Consider the following 16,603-nt stretch of genomic DNA (forward strand, 5'->3'; position numbering starts at 1 on the left):
ACGCAGGGCGCCACGGCCGCCACCTGGCGGCTGCCCCAGCCGGTGGATCTGGCGGCGGGGCGGACCCTGTCGGTGCCCTATATCGATGCCCGGGTGCCCGCCGAGCGTCTCTCGGTCTTCCAGCCGGAGCGCGGCGAGGATCATCCCGTGGCCGCGGTGCGCCTGGAGAACGACACCGAGAACTTCCTGCCCACGGGGCTGGTCACCGTCTACGAGGAGGGCGTCGGCCATGTGGGGGACATCAACCTGCCGGGCATCCCGGCCGGCGATGCACGCCTGGCCAGCTTCGCCGCCGATCGCCAGGTGCGCATCAGCAGCGAGTCCCGGCCCGAGGAGAGCCTGGCACGGGTCACCATCGTCGATGGCACCCTGAGGGCCACGCGGCTCTCGCGGGTCACCACACGCTATGCCCTCGACAGCGAGGCCCGCGCTCCCCGCCGCGTGATGATCGAGCATCCGGCGCGGGCGGGCTGGCGTTTCTCTTCCGACGCCCTGGTCGAGTCCACCCCCACTCATCGGCGGCTGCGGGTGGAGCTCGACCCCGGTGGTAGTGTCGTGGTCGAGGCCCGGGAGGAGGTGACCCGCAGCCAGAACGTCGCCCTGGTGGATGCCGACACCGAGCTGCTGGCGCAGTGGACCGATGCCGCCGATGACGACACCGCCGAGGCCCTGGCTGCCCTGCTCGAGCATCGGCGCGGGGTCGCCGAGGTGGAGGACGCGCTGAGGGGCCTGGAGCGCGACCTGCAGCGGGCCGCCGACAGCCAGGCCAGGATCCGCGACAATCTCGCCGCCGTGGGCATCGACTCCGAGCCGGGTCAGCGCTACGTGGCCGAGCTGGAGGCACAGGATGCACGCATCGCGTCGCTGGCGCAGCGCCGGGAGCAGGCCGAGGAGCGGCTCGCGATGCGGCGTGCCGAGCTGGCGGCGCTGCTGCGCGAGCTATGACGGAGGGGCGCCCGACACCCCGGCGTCCCTCTCCAGTTTCCAACTGCGATTGCCCCGATGTCCGGCCGAGGGGCTTTGCGCAAACGGTCAGTTTATTTCAGGATAAGGCAAATGACCGTTTGCGAGGTAAGCCATGCGCGATTTCCTTGAGCACCTGCCCAAGGCCGAGCTGCACCTGCATATCGAGGGCTCCCTGGAGCCCGAGCTGATGTTCGCGCTGGCCGAGCGCAACCGCATTCAACTGCCCTATGCCTCGGTGGAGCAGGCGCGGGCCGCCTACGACTTCAGCGACCTGCAGTCCTTTCTCGATCTCTACTACCGGGGCATGAGCGTGCTGCGCACCGCCGAGGATTTCCATGACCTGGCCATGGACTACTTCCGCCGTGCCAGTGGCGAGGGCGTGGTGCATGTCGAGATGCACTTCGACCCCCAGGCGCACCTGTCCCGGGGCATTCCGCTTCCGGTGGTGATGGAGGGCCTGAGCCTGGCCCGCCGGGCGGCCGAGCGAGAGCTGGGGCTCTCCTCGGCACTGATCATGGCCTTCCTGCGCGATCGTCCCGCCGAGGAGGCGATGCAGGTGCTGGAGCGCGCCGCCCCCTACTGGGAGATGCTCGACGCCGTGGGGCTGGACAGCGCCGAGCGCGGCAATCCGCCGGCGAAGTTCGTCGAGGTGTTCGAGCGGGCCCGTGCGCTGGGCATTCCACGGGTGGCCCATGCCGGCGAGGAGGGACCCCCCGAGTACATCCGCGAGGCGCTGGATCGGCTCGACGTCTGCCGCATCGACCATGGCGTGCGCTGCCTGGAGGATCCGGCGCTGGTGGCGCGACTGCGCGACGAGGGCATCGTGCTCACCGTCTGCCCGCTCTCCAACGTGCGCCTCAAGGTGGTCGAGCGCATCGAGGACCACCCCCTGCCCCGGCTGCTCGAGGCCGGCCTGCGGCTGACGATCAACTCCGATGATCCGGCCTATTTCGGTGGAGGCGTTCTCGACAACTACCTGGCCTGTCACCAGGCCTTCGGGTGGTCGAGGGAGGTCTTCATCGAACTGGCCGGCACCGCCATCGAGGCCGCCTTCCTCGGCAACGAACGCCGCCTGGCGCTGCACCGGCAACTGGCCGCGAGCGCCTAGCGCTGGGGCAGGGTGCCGGCCCGGCACGCAAAACCCCCGGCAGGGCCGGGGGTGGATCGTCATCTCGCTTCGCCGTGGGTCGGGTCAGTCGCTGCTGACCGCATCGCGGGTGCGCTGCCAGGCGCTCTGGGCACCTTCGCGGGTGGATTCCCAGGCGTCCGCTGCATTCTGACGCGCCTGTTCCCACCAGTCCCGGTCGTACTCGGGCAGCTCACCCAGTTCGTCGGCCGACGCGTCGACGAGGATGCGGTAGACCGGATCGCCGTCCTCCTCGGTACTGGCCTCGAGGCGGTAGTGGTCGTTGTCGAGCACGATCTCGCGCCCACCAAGACCGAGAGTGGCACCGCTCTCGATCACCAGTGACTGGACCTGCATGTCGTCGTCGAGCAGGATATCCTCGACTTCACCGATGCGTTCATCGGGATCACTCATCAGATAGACGTCGGCATCGAGGATGGCTTCGGCCGAATAGAGGCCCTGGATCTCCTGGCCAGGCATCTCGTCCTGGGCCTGGGCTGCCATGCCAAGGCCGCCAGCGGCCAGGGAAAGGCTCAGTGCGAGTGTCGTCTTGCGCATGTCGTCTCCTTGGAAAGTTCCATTTCGCGGTAACGCCTGCGTTGCACTCTGGTCTGCTGAAATGGTGCTACAGCATCAGGTCTGTTGCCTGGGACGCGTGGTCCCTTTGATGCGAGTCGACGCCGAATATTCGCGAAAATCGTTGGGGAAATATCCGGCGTTCGTCTTCAAGGTAGCAGCCATGACCGGCTGCTTGTGAAAGGAAGTTCGTAGAAATATTTCCTTATGTTAACAATGCCTAAAAAAGACGAATGTGACGGGATTCACGAGCACCAGGAAAGATGCCCGTGCCTGGATGCTCTCAGGGTTCGCGGCGGTGCTGGCGGCGGCCGCCTGCCCAGGTCTCCAGCACGGTGCGGTCGTCGCCCATCATCATCAGCGCGAAGAGGGTCTCGGCGAGGGAACGGCAGCGCGCCGTGCGCCGGGCCAGCAGCGGGGTGGCCGCGGGGTCGAGGACCACGAAGTCGGCGTCGAGTCCCGGGGCCAGGCGGCCGATACGGTCGTCCAGCGACAGCGCCCGGGCGTTGCCCAGGGTCAGGCCATGGAAGCCCTGCCAGGCGGTGAGCGGCTGACCGCGCAGCTGGCCCACCTGGTAGGCGGCCTTGAGGGTGGCCAGGCCCGACAGGTCGGTGCCGCCGCCCACGTCGCTGGCGTAGGTGATGGCGAGGCCCTTGTCCCGGGGCGCCAGGCGGTCGAACAGGCCGCTGCCCAGGAACATGTTGGAGCTGGGGCAGAAGGCGAGATTCGCCCCGCGCTCGGCCAGCCGGCCGCGCATCTCCTGGTCCAGGTGGATGCCGTGGGCGAAGGTGCTGCGTGGCCCCACCAGGCCGGACTGCTCGTAGACCTCGAGGTAGTCGCGGCTGCCGGGGAACAGCTCGGCCACCCAGTCCAGCTCGCCGGTGTTCTCGGCGAGATGGGTCTGCAGCCAGAGGCTCGCGTCGTTGCGCATCAGGGCGCCGGCGGCATCGAGCTGGGCCCGGGTCGAGGTGGGGGCGAAGCGCGGGGTCAGGCTGTAACCGAGCCGGCCCTTGCCGTGCCAGTCGCCGATCAGTCGCTCGGTGTCGCGGATACCGCCCTCGGTATCGTCGCACAGCGCCGCGGGGGCGTGGCGGTCCATCAGCACCTTGCCGGCGAGCATACACAGCCCGCGCCGGTGGCTGGCGGCGAAGAAGGCGTCCACCGACACCGGATGGCTGGAACAGAACACCTGGGCGGTGGTGGTGCCCACCCGCAGCAGCTCGTCGAGGAAGGCCTCGGAGAGCGCTTCGGCGTGCTCGCGGCTGGAAAACTGCAGTTCTTCCGGGAAGGTGTAGTCGTTGAGCCAGTCGAGCAGCTGGCGACCGTAGGAGGCGATGATCTCCAGTTGGACATAGTGCACATGGCTGTCGATGAAGCCGGGGAGGATCAATTTCCCCCTGTGGTCGATGACTTCCATCCCCTCGGGCAACTCGGGGGCCAGCCTGGCATAGTCGTCCACGGCGCGGATGCGGCCGTCCTCGATCCACAGGGCACCATCCTCGAGGTGGCGCACGCTGCCCTCGGCGGGGGAATCGCCCTCGCCGGGGTCGGCATCGAAGCTCAGCAGTTCGGCGCGCAGCAGGCGCGAGTGTGTCGTCGTCATGGTGTCAGGGCTCATTCTCTTTTGGGGTCAGACCCCTCAGCAAACTTTGGGGTCTGACCCCACAGGAAACTTAGGTAAGGACGCGTCGCAGGTCGGCGGGGTCGAGGCCGCGCTGGTCGCCGCGCTCGGGCGTCTCGACCAGCGGCAGCAGCTCGGCGAGGGCGGCCAGGGCGATGGCGTAGGGGGTCTTGTCGCCACCCGACTGGCCGACGGGGCAGCGCACCGTGGCCAGGGCCTCGTCCCCATGACCGGCATCGCTCAGTCGCGAGCGGAAGCTGGCCCACTTGCTCTTCGAGCCGATCAGGCCGAGCGATGCCGTGTCGCCGCGTGCGAGCAGCGCATCGACCAGGGCGCGGTCCTCGGCGTGGTCGTGGGTCAGCACCAGGGCGTGGACGCCGGCTGGCAGGGCCGCCACCGCGGCCTCGGGATCGGGGCTTGCCCGACACGCGAGGCGTGGCTGGTCGGCGGCCCAGGCGGGGAAGGCGTCGTCGCGGCTGTCGTGCCACAGCACCCGCCAGGGCAGCGGCGCGGCCAGGCGCACGAGCTCCTGGCCCACGTGGCCGGCACCGAACAGCGCCAGCGTGGTGCGGCTGCCCGGGAACACCTCGATCAGCACGTTGACGAAGCCGCCGCAGCACTGGCCGCTGCGCCCGCCCAGCGAGAAGGCCTCGAGGGTCATGCCCGGCTCGCTCGCTGCGAGGCGCTGGCGGGCGGCCGCGATGGTCTGCCACTCGAAGGTGCCGCCGCCGAGGGTGTCGTAGACCGCGTCCTCGGTGATCACCATCCGTGCCCCGGGCTCCCGGGGCGTGGAGCCGGCGCTGGTCACCTGGGTGACCAGGGCGTGGGGCCGGCCGTCGCGCTGCAGGCGGTGCAGGGCGGCGTGCCAGCTCTCGGGGCGTGCGGTCATCATGCGTCTCCCGTGTCCGTCGCCAGCGGCCAGGGGTTGTGCCGGGAACGCAGCGCCTCGGCGGCCAGCAGTACCCGCTCCGGGGTGGCCGGGGTGTCGAGGCGCGGCGCCTCGCGGTAGTCGGCCAGGCTGGCCAGGGCGTCGCGCAGCGCCGACCAGACGCACATGCCGAGCATGAAGGGCGGCTCGCCCACCGCCTTGGAGCGGTAGATGCTGGCCATGGAGTTGGGGTGGCCCTCCAGCAGCCTGACGTTGAACACCGGCGGCAGGTCGCCGTAGGTGGGGATCTTGTAGGTGGCCGGGCCGTCGGAGATCAGCCGGCCGGCGTCGTTCCACTTCAGTTCCTCGCTGGTCAGCCAGCCCACGCCCTGGATGAAGCCGCCCTCGACCTGGCCGAGGTCGATGGCCGGGTTCAGGGAGTCGCCCACGTCGTGGAGGATGTCGACCCGGTCGACCTGGTACTCGCCGGTGAGGGTGTCGACGCTGACCTCGGCCACGGCGGCGCCGTGGGCGTAGTAGTAGAAGGGTCGCCCCTTGCCGGTCTCGCGGTCGTAGTGGATCAGCGGGGTGGCGTAGAAGCCCTTCTCGGAGAGCGAGATGCGGGCGAGATACGCCGCCTGCACCAGCTCGCCCCAGGGGATGCGCCGCTCGCTCTCGCCAACGCCGGCCACCAGGTGGCCGGCCTCCAGGCGCATGCCCTCGCGGTCGAGCCCGCCGAGCTCGGCGAAGAAGTGCTCACTGGCGAAGTCAAACAGCCGCTCCTTGAGCCTGACGCAGGCGTCGCGGGCGGCCTGGCCGTTGAGGTCGGCGCCGCTGGAGGCGGCGGTGGGCGAGGTGTTGGGCACCTTGTCGGTGCGGGTGGCGGTGATGCGCACCGTGTCGAGGTCCAGCGCCAGCTCCCGGGCCACCACCTGGCAGATCTTGGTGTGCAGCCCCTGGCCCATCTCGGTGCCGCCGTGGTTGATCATCACGCTGCCGTCGGTATAGACGTGGAGCAGGGCGCCGGCCTGGTTGAGGTGCTTGGCGGTGAAGGAGATGCCGAACTTCACCGGGGTCAGCGCCAGGCCGCGGCGGATGACCGGGCTCTCGGCATTGAACGCGGTGATCGCGCGGCGGCGGTCCCAGTAGTCGCTGCTGGCCTCGAGCCGTTTCACCAGGTCGTGGAGCAGGGCGATCTGGTCCACCGTCTGGCCGTAGTGGGTGACATTGCGGCCTTCGCGGTAGAGGTTGCGCTTGCGCACGGTGAGCGGATCCTCGCCGATCCTGCGGGCGATATCGTCCATGGCCGCCTCGATCACCATCATGCCCTGGGGGCCACCGAAGCCGCGGAAGGCGGTGTTGGAGGCGGTGTGGGTGCGGGCGCGGTGGCCGGTGACCCGGGCCTCGCCCAGGGAGTAGGCGTTGTCCGAGTGGAACATGGCGCGGTCGACGATCGCCTCGGAGAGGTCCGGCGAGTAGCCGCAGTCGCCGATCACGGTGATCTCGCCCCCCTGGATCACCCCCTGGTCATCGACGCCGAGCCGGTAGCGGTTGTGGAAGGGGTGGCGCTTGCCGGTGACGCGCATGTCCTCGGCCCGCGGCAGGCGGACGCGGGTGGTGCGCCCGGTGCGCCGGGCGATCAGCGCGGCGATGCAGGCCCAGGGCGAGGCCTGGGTCTCCTTGCCGCCGAAGCCACCGCCCATGCGGCGCATCTCCACGGTGACGGCATGGAAGGGGATCCCCAGCACCTCGGCGACCAGCTTCTGGGTCTCGCTGGGATGCTGGTTGGAGGTGTAGACCACCACGCCCTCGTCCTCGGTGGGCTCCACCAGGCAGGCCTGTCCCTCCAGGTAGAAGTGTTCCTGCCCGCCGACGAACTGCTCGCCCTCGACCACATGGGCGGCACCGGCCAGGGCACCCTCCCAGTCGCCGCTCTGCTGGACATGGGTGGGGCGCACGACCTCGCCGCGCTCGGCGGCGGCCACCGGGTCGAGGCTGGCCGGCTGCTCGTCGATCTCCACGATGGCGGCACGCACCGCTTCCCGGGCGGTGCGATGGCTCTCGGCGGCCACGGCGAACAGCACCTGGCCGACGTAGCTGATCTCGTCCTCGACGAAGATCGGGTCGCCGGGGAACACCGGGCCGATATCGGTATGGCCGGGCACCTCGGCGATCGAGATCACGTCGACCACGCCGGGCGTCGCCCTGACCTTTTGCAGGTCGAGGCGGGTCAGCCGGCCATGGGCCACCGGCGAGAGGCCCAGTGCCACGTGCAGGCAGTCGGCGGGGGCGCGGATGTCATCGATATAGGTGGCGCGCCCGGTGACATGCTTGACCGCACTCTCGTGGGCGCTGGCGCTGCCGGCCGCCCCCCGGCTGGTGGCCGGGCGATCATCGCGGGACGTGGTCTCCCGGGCCAGGGGGCCGTCGCCCTTGATCCGTCCCCGCTGCTCCTCGCGAACCCTGGCGGAGTCGTCCGAGATGTCGGGTGCGGCGCCGGGCGCCTGAACGAACTTAGTGAGCGTACGCATGGAGCATCACCTCCCGGTCGGTGTGGGACGACGGCTGCACCTGGCTGTCACGAAGCAGGACCAGGCGCAGGCGCTCGAGCAGGTTGGCGGCGGAGAGCCGGCGGTAGTGGGCGCTGCCGCGCACGTCGCTCATGGGCTGGAAGTCACGCGCCAGCGCGAGCCGGGCGGCCTGGAAGGCGGCGGTCGAGGGGGTGCGCCCCTCGAGGGCGGCCTCCGCCTCCGCGGCGCGCTTGGGGATGGCGGCCATGCCGCCGAAGGCCAGGCGCACGTCGCGCAGGATGCCGTCCTCGAGTCTCCAGCTGAAGGCACCGAGCACCGCGGAGATGTCGTCCTCTCGACGCTTGGACAGCTTCCAGACCTTGAGGGTCCGACCCGCTTCGGGACGCGGCAGGAAGATGGCGCGGATCGACTCGCCCTCGCCCAGCGCGGTCCGCTTGTAGTCGAGGAAGAACTCCTCCAGCGGCAGCTCGCGTTCGCCCTCGGGGCCGGCGAGCCACAGCCGCGAGCCCAGCGCCAGCAGCACCGGCGGAGTGTCGCCGATGGGCGAGGCGTTGGCGACGTTGCCGCCCAGGGTGCCGCGGTTGCGGACCTGGGCCGAGCCGAGGCGGTGCAGCAGGTGGGCGAAGGCCTCGTAATGCTCGTCGAGCAGCGGCTCCAGGCGCGAATAGGTGACGGCGGCGCCGATCCACCAGCCGGGGCGGCCGTCGTCGAGGGTGGTCTCCTCGATGGTGTCGAGTTCGGCGACCCGGGTCACGTCGATCAGCCGCTCGAAGCGCTCGAGGCGCTGGGTGGTCTCGAGCCAGAGATCGGTGGCGCCGGCCACCAGCCGCGCGTCGGGGTGGCGGCGGCGCAGCTCGACCAGTTCCGCCAGGGTGGTCGGCTGGGCGAAGCGGGCATCGGCTTGGGGGGCGGCGGGTGTCGGCGCCGCCGCATCGAGCCACAGCGGACGCCGCTCGGGGTGCTCGCCCATGGTCAGGGCGGCGTCGCGGATCGGCCGATAGCCGGTGCAGCGACAGAGATTGCCGCCGAGCGCGGCCTCGAGGCGCTGGGGCGTCCACGGTGCCGGCACCTTGTCATCCCCCGGGCGCTGCTCTTCGTGCAGGGTGAACAGCGACATGACGATGCCCGGGGTGCAGAAGCCGCACTGGCTGCCGTGGCATTCGACCATGGCGGCCTGGGCGGGGTGGAGCCGCTCGCCGTCGGCCAGGCCCTCCACGGTGACCAGCTGGCGACCGTGGAGCTGGTGGGCGGGGGTGATGCAGGCATTGGCGCTGTGGTAGCGCACGCGCCCGTCGGGCCCGGTCTCGCCGATGGCCACGGTACAGGCGCCGCAGTCGCCCGAGGCGCAGCCCTCCTTGGTGCCGGTCTGGCCGAGCGACTCGCGCAGCAGCTCGAGCACGCTGGTCTCGGGTGAGGCCTCGCAGTGGCGGGGCTGCCCGTTGAGCAGGAAATCGATCATCGCCTTGTCTCTTGTTGATTGTCTCTTGTTGATACGGGTGGCAGATGCCGTCTGGTGTTGACCAATCGGTCAGGATGTTTCCAGCATGGTTCAGAATCGATCGGTTTGCAAGCCCGTTTGCACCCCGCACAAGGCTGGTGCACTATCCCGGACACCTGAGCGCCTGGGCGAGGACCCGGTCACGACATGGGGCAGTGAGGTTGCCGATGACGCAGTGGAAGACGCCTTCCGGAAGGAGTGTGCGTGAGAAGGGGGAGACCAACGGCATGACGCGCGAGCGTAACGAGCGCGAGATCCTGGCGGCCGCCGAACGGGTCTTCGCCCGGCACGGCTATCGCGGGGCCAGTCTTCAGGATATCGCCGAGCAGGCCGGGCTACCCAAGTCCAATGTGCTCTATTACATGGGCAGCAAGCGGGGCCTCTACGTGCGCCTGCTGGAACGCATGATGGAGCGCTGGAACGCGCTGCTCGACGACATCTCGGTGGAAGACGATCCTGCGGAAGTCCTCGAGGCCTTTATCCGCAGCAAGATGCAGCTGTCGCGCCGTCACCCGGAGGGCTCGCGGCTGTTCGCCGCCGAGATCCTCGGCGGGGCGCCCTTCCTGCAGGACTACCTGCGTGGCGGGCTGCGCGACTGGGTGCAGGCCCGGGCGCGGATCTTCGAGCAGTGGGCCGAGCGCGGCCTGATGGACCCGGTCGACCCGGTGTGGCTGATCTTCCTGATCTGGTCGGCCACCCAGCACTACGCCGACTTCGAGGCCCAGGTGCTCGGCATCACCGGCAAGGAGGAGCTCTCCGATGCCGACGTGGAGCGGATCACCGCCTTCCTGACCCAGGTGATCCTCAAGGGCTGCGGGGTCAGGCCGCGCGAGGCCTGATGACCTCTCTGTCGACGCTGCCCATCGAGGCCCGCCTGGTCGCTATTCGCGAGGCGCTGGTGGGCCACACCCGCGCCCTGCTGGTCGCCGAGCCCGGCGCCGGCAAGACCACCCGGGTGCCGCTGGCGCTGCTCGACGCGCCCTGGTGTCGGGGCGGCAGGCTGCTGCTGCTGGAGCCGCGGCGTATCGCCGCGCGGCTGGCCGCGGGCTTCATGGCGGAAACCCTGGGCGAACCGGTCGGCGAGACCGTCGGCTACCGGATGCGCGGCGAGAGCCGTGTGGGGCCGGCGACGCGCCTCGAGGTGGTCACCCAGGGCGTGCTGACCCGCATGCTCCAGGACGATCCCATGCTCGAGGGGGTGGCCGGCATCCTCTTCGATGAATTCCACGAGCGCAGCCTCGAGGCGGACCTGGGCCTGGCGCTGGCGCTGGACGCCCAGGCGGGGCTGCGTGACGACCTGCGGCTGCTGGTGATGTCGGCGACCCTGGACCTGGACTCGCTGCTCGGGGTGCTGGGGCAGGGCACGCCGGTGATCGACTGCCCGGGCCGGACCTTTCCCGTGGAGACTCGCTATCGCTCCCTGACCGGCCGCGAAGAAGCCGCTTCCCGGCAGGCCCGGGCGGTGTTCGAGGCGCTCGATGACGAGGCGGGGGATGCCCTGGTGATCCTGCCTGGCGTCGGCGAGATCCGCCGCCTGGCGCGAGAGCTCGCCGGCCGACGTCCGGACCTGGCCATCATGGAGCTGCATGGCCGGCTGCCGCTCGAGGCCCAGCGCCGCGCCCTGCGCCCCGATCCGGGGGGCAGGCGCCGGGTGGTGCTGGCCACCGCGATCGCCGAGTCGAGCGTCACCGTGGACGGCGTGCGCATCGTCGTCGATGCCGGCCAGGAGCGGGTGCCGGTCTTCCAGCCGCGCAGCGGCCTCACCCGCCTCGAGACCCGCCGGGTCAATCGCGCCAGTGCCGACCAGCGCCGCGGCCGTGCCGGGCGGCAGGGCCCCGGGGTCTGCGTGCGCCTGTGGGCCGAGGAGCAGCCGCTGATTCCCCACGGCGAGCCGGAGATCCGCCAGGCCGACCTGGCGCCGCTCGCCTTCGAACTGGCCCGCTGGGGCATCACCGAGCCGAGCCAGCTGGCCTGGGTGACCCCGCCACCCCCCGCGGCCCTGGCGGCGGGCCGCGACCTGCTTCGCCGGCTCGGGGTGCTCGACGCGGCCTTCCATCTCACCGCGCTGGGGCGGGCCAGCACCCGCTGGCCGACCCATCCCCGCCTGGCGGTGATGCTCGAGCGCGCCGTCGCCCTCGACGCGCTGCCCCTGGCCTGCGCCCTGGTGGCGGCACTGGAGGGGCGCGACCTCGAGGGCGAGAAGGACCTGGAGCGCGCGCTCGAGGCGCGCCTGGCGGATGGCCGGGCTCATCGCCAATGGCTGCACGACGCCCGCCGCCTGGCCCGCCTCGGCGGCTGCCGGCTGGAGGTCGCGAGCCTGGCGCCGCTGGGGGAGCTGCTGGCGCTGGCCTATCCGGAGCGTATCGCCCAGCGCCTGGCCCCCGGGCGCTTCCGGCTGGCGAGCGGTGGCCTGGCGGTCCTGCCGGAGGAGCACCCCCTGGCCCATGCCGCGCTGCTGGTGGCGGCCGAGCTCGACGGCGAAGCCGGCGGCGCACGGATCTTCCGTGGCGTGGCGCTCTCGCCCGACCGACTCGAGGCGCTCTATCCCGAGACCGCCGAATGGCGCGCGAGCCTCGCGTGGTCGGACGAGCAGGGCCGACTGGTCGGCGAGCAGCGGCGCGGCCTGGGGGCGGTGGTGCTGGAACGCCGGCCCCTGCAGGCGCTGCCGCCGGAGGCGGTGCGTCGGGCGCTGCTCGATGCCCTGCGGCGCCGCAGGCGATTACCCTTCGACGAGGCCGCCGAACAGCTGCGAGGGCGGGTGGCACTGCTGCGTCGCGAGCTGGGCGACGACTGGCCCGACTGGTCGGACGCGGCGCTGCTCGAGCGCCTGGACGACTGGCTGGGGCCGCACCTCGATGGCGTGACGCGGCTCGAGGCGGTCGACAAGCTGCCGCTGGGACGGCTGCTGCTCGATACCCTCGGCTGGCCGCTGCGCTCGCGTCTCGACGAGCTCGCCCCCGAGCGGCTGACGGTGCCCAGCGGTTCCGGCATCCGGCTCGACTACGCGTCCTGTCGGGAGGGCGGCGAGCCGGTGCTCGCGGTGAAGCTGCAGGAGGTGTTCGGCTGGCGGGCCTCGCCGCGCGTCGCCGGCGGGCGCGTGCCGGTGCTGCTGCACCTGCTCTCGCCGGCGCGGCGCCCGCTCCAGGTCACCCGCGACCTCGAGAGCTTCTGGGCCAACGGCTACCCGGAGGTCCGCCGCGAGATGCGCGGCCGCTACCCCAGGCACCCCTGGCCCGAGGATCCCCTGACCGCCGAGGCCACCGCCCGCACCAGGCGTCGGGGGTAGGATGATGATGCTGGCTGGTATAGTGAGGCGATGGTCTACAGGGAACCCAGAAGGTCGGATATGAAGCCATCCTATACGAGGATCAAAGACTACTTGATCGAGCAGATTGAGCAGGGAGCGTTTGCGCCTGGTGACAGAATCCCGGCCGAGAATACGTTGGCCAAGGAGTTCGGTGTCAGTCGTATGACCGCCAACAAGGCGATACGTGACCTGGTACACCAGGGGATGCTGATGCGGCGCACAGGGTCCGGCACTTATGTGGTCGAGCTCAAGGCCGAGTCATCACTGTTCGAGATCAAGAACATCGCCGACGAGATTCGGGCCCGGGGCGGCGTACACAGCAGCGATGTCAACCGCCTCGAAGAGGTTCGCGCACTGGGAGACGTTGCCATCTTCCTGGGGGTCCAGACGGGATCCCGGGTGTTCTACTCCGAGATCGTGCATCGGGAGAACGGTGTCAAGATCCAGCTGGAGCGGCGTCATGTGAATCCCAGGCTGGCACCGGACTACCTGGAGCAGGACTTCGAGAGCCAGACCCCCAACGCCATCCTGGTGGCTCGCTACCCGGTCACCGATGTGGAACACTCGGTGGAGGCGGTGCACCCCAGTCCCCAGGAGGCAGCGCTGCTGGATATTTCGGAGCGGGAGGCCTGTCTCAAGGTCATTCGGCGTAGCTGGTCGGGGGAGCTGCTGATCAGCTATACCCAGCTGTTGCATCCGGGCTCCCGTTACAAGCTTAACGCTCGATTCCATACTGGCTCTTTATGACCGGTTGTCACTCCCTGACAGCGACACAGGCCATCCTTCGGGATGGCCTGTGTCGTGTCTGCCACTTGGTTTAGACGGCCAGGAACAGAACCAGATAGCCTGCGGGAATCGCCAGGAACAGGCCGATGGCGGTGCGGATGAACCAGATTGCCAGCAGTTGCGGAATGGAAATGGGAATGTTGGTAGAGAGAATGCAGGGAATCGACGCCGAGAAGAACAGGATCGAGGAGATCGACACGATGGCGGTGGCGAAGCGGGCCACGAACGAGGCCTCGGTCATCTGCAGCGCCGGCAGGAACAGCTCGGCGAGGCCAGAAGCGGTGGCCTGGGCCAGCATCAGACCATCATCGAGCCCCCAAGGCAGCACGAAGGGATAGAGGGCGTAGCCGAGCCAGTCGAACAGCGGCGTATAGGTGGCCACCAGCAGGCCGATCAGTCCCACCGACATGATGGAGGGCAGGATGCTCATGGCCATCAACAACCCTTCGCGGCCATTGTTGAACACATTGCGTTGCAGGCTCGGCGCCCGCTCGGCGGCCTCCAGGCCGGCACGCAGGGCGCTGCTCAAGCGCTCTCCCCGGGGCACCATCGGTTCGGGGTTGGCTACGTCAGCGCTCATGCGGCTGATCGGCGGGATGCGCGCGGTAATGGCGGTGATCAGGAAGGTGATCAGCAGGGTCAGCCAGAAGTAGTGCAGCCATACATGCATGATGTTCAGGGTGTTCGCCACCACGATCATGAAGGTCACCGAGGCGGTGGAGAAGCCGGTGGCGATGATGGCCGCCTCGCGGTTGGAGTACATGCCGCTGGTATAGACCCGGTTGGTGATCAACAGGCCGATGGAGTAGCTGCCCACGAAGGAGGCCACCGCATCGATGGCGGAGCGTCCCGGGGTCTTCCACAGCGGGCGCATTAGCGGCTGGCAGATCACCCCGACCAGTTCCAGCAGCCCGTAGGTGGTGAGCAGGGCCAGGAAGATGGCCCCGATGGGCACGATCAGACTGACCGGAACCACCAATTTGTCGAGCAGGAAGGGCAGCTTGTCGGATTCATGCAGCAGGGCAGGCCCGGCACCGCTCATCGCCAGCACCATGAAGAGTACCCCGGCCACCTTGAGCAGGGTAAACACCAGATGGGTGGTACTGCGGCGCCAACTGCCGGTGATAAAGGGGTACAGGGCACCGGCGGTGATCACGCCCAGGGCATACCAGGGGCCCCAGTCACCCAGCAGGCCGATGCAGTAGCGCACGAGGTGATCCAGGAGGATGGTGGAGCGTCCGCCGATCTCGATGGGCACAAAGAAGAAGAGAATGCCAATGCCGCTGGGAATCACCAGCCTCATCAGGTTCCACCAGCTGCTTTTTCTGTTCTTGGGATATTCCGCCAATTTTTCCATGGGTGGTTCCGCCGTCGCGTTGTTTGTTTGGAGCCAATATGTATATACAGCATGGCCTAGATTTATCCATCCTGACGCCGTCAACAAATAGACCTTAGTCTAATGATTCTCGCCTGATTCTATCTGTATCTCAGTAAAAACAAAGATATAACCATGCTTGGTCGTTTTTTTTATTTTCCCCTCTTGACGTCACATCGTGGAATGGTCGATATCTGTATATACAGATTGTGCGGCCACCTCGGCTGCTCCCGTACGGCCACGACCACGAGGACACCTTCATGACCCAGCACCAGCCCATCAGCACCGAACCCCGTCACGATCCCAGCCGCCGGATCGCCGCCCCCACCGGTAGCGAGCGCAGCTGCAAGAGCTGGCTCACCGAGGCCCCCCTGCGCATGCTGATGAACAACCTCCACCCCGACGTGGCCGAGCGCCCCGAGGACCTGGTGGTCTACGGCGGCATCGGCCGCGCCGCCCGCGACTGGCAGTGCTTCGACACCATCGTCGAGACCCTCAAGCGCCTGGAGGACACCCAGACCCTGCTGGTCCAGTCCGGCAAGCCGGTGGGGGTGTTCGAGACCCACAAGGACGCCCCGCGGGTGCTGATCGCCAACTCCAACCTGGTGCCGGCCTGGGCCAACTGGGAGCACTTCAACGAGCTCGACCGCAAGGGCCTGATGATGTATGGCCAGATGACCGCCGGCTCGTGGATCTACATCGGCTCCCAGGGCATCGTCCAGGGCACCTACGAGACCTTCGTCGAGGCCGGGCGCCAGCACTACGCCGGCGACCTCAGCGGCCGCTGGATCCTCACCGCCGGCCTGGGCGGCATGGGCGGTGCCCAGCCCCTGGCGGCGAGCCTGGCCGGCGCCTGTTCGCTGAACATCGAGTGCCAGCAGTCGCGCCTCGACTTCCGCCTGCGCACCCGCTACCTGGACGAGCAGGCCACCGACCTGGATGACGCACTCAAACGCCTCGAGCGCTACACCGCAGAGGGCCAGGCGGTCTCCATCGGGCTGTGCGCCAACGCCGCCGATATCCTCCCCGAGCTGGTCAGGCGCGGCGTGCGCCCCGACATGGTCACCGACCAGACCAGCGCCCACGACCCGCTGCACGGCTACCTGCCGTCGGGCTGGACCTGGGATGAGTACGTGGCGCGCGGCAAGAGCGAGCCCGAGGCGGTGGTCAAGGCCGCCAAGCAGTCCATGGCGGTGCACGTCCAGGCCATGCTCGACTTCCAGGCGCTGGGCGTGCCGACCTTCGACTACGGCAACAACATCCGCCAGATGGCCCAGGAGGAAGGGGTCGAGAACGCCTTCGCCTTCCCCGGCTTCGTGCCGGCCTATATCCGCCCGCTGTTCTGCCAGGGCATCGGTCCCTTCCGCTGGGCGGCGCTCTCCGGCGACCCGGAGGACATCTACAGGACCGACCAGAAGGTCAAGGAGCTGATCCCCGACGACCCGCACCTGCACAACTGGCTGGACATGGCCCGCGAGCGAATCAGCTTCCAGGGGCTGCCGGCGCGGATCTGCTGGGTGGGCCTCAAGGATCGCGCCCGCCTCGGCCAGGCCTTCAACGAGATGGTCGCCAGTGGCGAGCTCAAGGCGCCCATCGTCATCGGCCGCGACCACCTGGACTCCGGCTCGGTGGCGAGCCCCAATCGCGAGACCGAGGCGATGCGGGACGGCAGCGACGCCGTCTCCGACTGGCCGCTGCTCAACGCCCTGCTCAACACCGCCGGCGGCGCGACCTGGGTCTCGCTGCACCACGGCGGCGGGGTGGGCATGGGCTACTCCCAGCACGCCGGGGTGGTGATCGTCGCCGACGGCACGGATGACGCCCACGCCCGCCTGGGCCGGGTGCTGCGCAACGACCCGGCCACCGGGGTGATGCGCCACGCCGACGCCGGCTACGCGATCGCCAAGACCTGCGCCCGCGAGAACGATCTCGACCTGCCGATGCTCGAT

General features: G+C 69.3%; 12 protein-coding genes. 6 read left to right on the forward strand and 6 right to left on the reverse strand.

Annotation, left to right across the window (positions count from 1 at the left end; genetic code table 11):
- Together C1H66_RS22855 and C1H66_RS09105 are read left to right on the forward strand one after the other, a co-directional pair.
- The coding region (locus tag C1H66_RS22855) for a hypothetical protein (protein WP_205738646.1) at positions 1–945 on the forward strand (945 nt) is incomplete at its 5' end.
- A 133-nt stretch (positions 946–1,078) separates the two neighbouring features.
- Entirely contained in the window at positions 1,079–2,074 is a 996-nt protein-coding gene (locus C1H66_RS09105) for an adenosine deaminase (RefSeq protein ID WP_102627576.1), read from the forward strand.
- A gap of 84 nt (positions 2,075–2,158) precedes the next feature.
- Here C1H66_RS09105 and C1H66_RS09110 read toward each other — a convergent pair whose 3' ends face one another.
- From C1H66_RS09110 to xdhA, 5 genes are all read right to left on the reverse strand, one after another.
- Positions 2,159–2,650 carry a PRC-barrel domain-containing protein gene (locus C1H66_RS09110; protein WP_102627577.1) on the reverse strand — a complete coding sequence of 164 codons (492 nt, stop codon included), beginning with the start codon at positions 2,648–2,650 and terminating at the stop codon, positions 2,159–2,161.
- 301 nt (positions 2,651–2,951) lie between these two features.
- The gene (guaD, locus tag C1H66_RS09115; protein WP_102627578.1) at positions 2,952–4,271 is read right to left on the reverse strand and encodes a guanine deaminase; all 1,320 of its coding nucleotides are present in this window, start codon (positions 4,269–4,271) and stop codon (positions 2,952–2,954) included.
- Positions 4,272–4,341: 70 nt separating this feature from the next.
- The gene (xdhC, locus tag C1H66_RS09120; RefSeq protein WP_102627579.1) at positions 4,342–5,181 is read right to left on the reverse strand and encodes a xanthine dehydrogenase accessory protein XdhC; all 840 of its coding nucleotides are present in this window, start codon (positions 5,179–5,181) and stop codon (positions 4,342–4,344) included.
- Positions 5,178–7,688 carry a xanthine dehydrogenase molybdopterin binding subunit gene (gene xdhB, locus C1H66_RS09125; protein ID WP_102627580.1) on the reverse strand — a complete coding sequence of 837 codons (2,511 nt, stop codon included), beginning with the start codon at positions 7,686–7,688 and terminating at the stop codon, positions 5,178–5,180. The genes xdhC and xdhB overlap by 4 nt, the downstream gene beginning before the upstream one ends.
- Complete coding sequence (gene xdhA / locus C1H66_RS09130) at positions 7,672–9,147, reverse strand: xanthine dehydrogenase small subunit (RefSeq protein WP_102627581.1); 1,476 nt, start codon at positions 9,145–9,147, stop codon at positions 7,672–7,674. The genes xdhB and xdhA overlap by 17 nt, the downstream gene beginning before the upstream one ends.
- Positions 9,148–9,413: 266 nt before the next feature.
- On the opposite strand from xdhA, the gene C1H66_RS09135 reads away from it, so the two are divergent.
- The 3 genes from C1H66_RS09135 to hutC are packed head-to-tail and all read left to right on the forward strand — an operon-like array spanning position 9,414 to position 13,240.
- Entirely contained in the window at positions 9,414–10,025 is a 612-nt protein-coding gene (locus C1H66_RS09135; RefSeq protein ID WP_170064125.1) for a TetR/AcrR family transcriptional regulator, read from the forward strand.
- Positions 10,025–12,472, forward strand: coding sequence for an ATP-dependent helicase HrpB (hrpB, locus tag C1H66_RS09140; RefSeq protein WP_102627583.1), 2,448 nt, complete (start codon positions 10,025–10,027; stop codon positions 12,470–12,472). Before C1H66_RS09135 ends, hrpB begins: the two co-directional genes overlap by 1 nt.
- Positions 12,473–12,532: 60 nt before the next feature.
- The gene (gene hutC, locus C1H66_RS09145; protein ID WP_102627584.1) at positions 12,533–13,240 is read left to right on the forward strand and encodes a histidine utilization repressor; all 708 of its coding nucleotides are present in this window, start codon (positions 12,533–12,535) and stop codon (positions 13,238–13,240) included.
- A gap of 70 nt (positions 13,241–13,310) precedes the next feature.
- Here the strand turns inward: hutC and C1H66_RS09150 are convergent, their stop codons facing one another.
- The gene (locus C1H66_RS09150) at positions 13,311–14,582 is read right to left on the reverse strand and encodes a YjiH family protein (protein WP_240618260.1); all 1,272 of its coding nucleotides are present in this window, start codon (positions 14,580–14,582) and stop codon (positions 13,311–13,313) included.
- 332 nt (positions 14,583–14,914) lie between these two features.
- Here C1H66_RS09150 and hutU point away from each other — a divergent pair.
- The coding region (gene hutU / locus C1H66_RS09155; RefSeq protein ID WP_102627586.1) for a urocanate hydratase at positions 14,915–16,603 on the forward strand (1,689 nt) is incomplete at its 3' end.

The organism is Halomonas heilongjiangensis (genome assembly GCF_002879645.1).
Taxonomy (GTDB): Bacteria; Pseudomonadota; Gammaproteobacteria; order Pseudomonadales; family Halomonadaceae; genus Halomonas; species Halomonas heilongjiangensis.

Bases quoted from the DNA above. Each gene is read 5' to 3' on its own strand.
- guaD (WP_102627578.1), bottom strand. From the start codon at position 4,271: ATGACGACGACACACTCGCGCCTGCTGCGCGCCGAACTGCTGAGCTTC.
- xdhC (WP_102627579.1), bottom strand. From the start codon at position 5,181: ATGATGACCGCACGCCCCGAGAGCTGGCACGCCGCCCTGCACCGCCTG.
- xdhB (WP_102627580.1), bottom strand. From the start codon at position 7,688: ATGCGTACGCTCACTAAGTTCGTTCAGGCGCCCGGCGCCGCACCCGAC.
- hrpB (WP_102627583.1), top strand. From the start codon at position 10,025: ATGACCTCTCTGTCGACGCTGCCCATCGAGGCCCGCCTGGTCGCTATT.
- hutC (WP_102627584.1), top strand. From the start codon at position 12,533: ATGAAGCCATCCTATACGAGGATCAAAGACTACTTGATCGAGCAGATT.
- C1H66_RS09150 (WP_240618260.1), bottom strand. From the start codon at position 14,582: ATGAGGCTGGTGATTCCCAGCGGCATTGGCATTCTCTTCTTCTTTGTG.
- xdhA (WP_102627581.1), bottom strand. From the start codon at position 9,147: ATGATCGATTTCCTGCTCAACGGGCAGCCCCGCCACTGCGAGGCCTCA.
- C1H66_RS09105 (WP_102627576.1), top strand. From the start codon at position 1,079: ATGCGCGATTTCCTTGAGCACCTGCCCAAGGCCGAGCTGCACCTGCAT.
- C1H66_RS09135 (WP_170064125.1), top strand. From the start codon at position 9,414: ATGACGCGCGAGCGTAACGAGCGCGAGATCCTGGCGGCCGCCGAACGG.
- C1H66_RS09110 (WP_102627577.1), bottom strand. From the start codon at position 2,650: ATGCGCAAGACGACACTCGCACTGAGCCTTTCCCTGGCCGCTGGCGGC.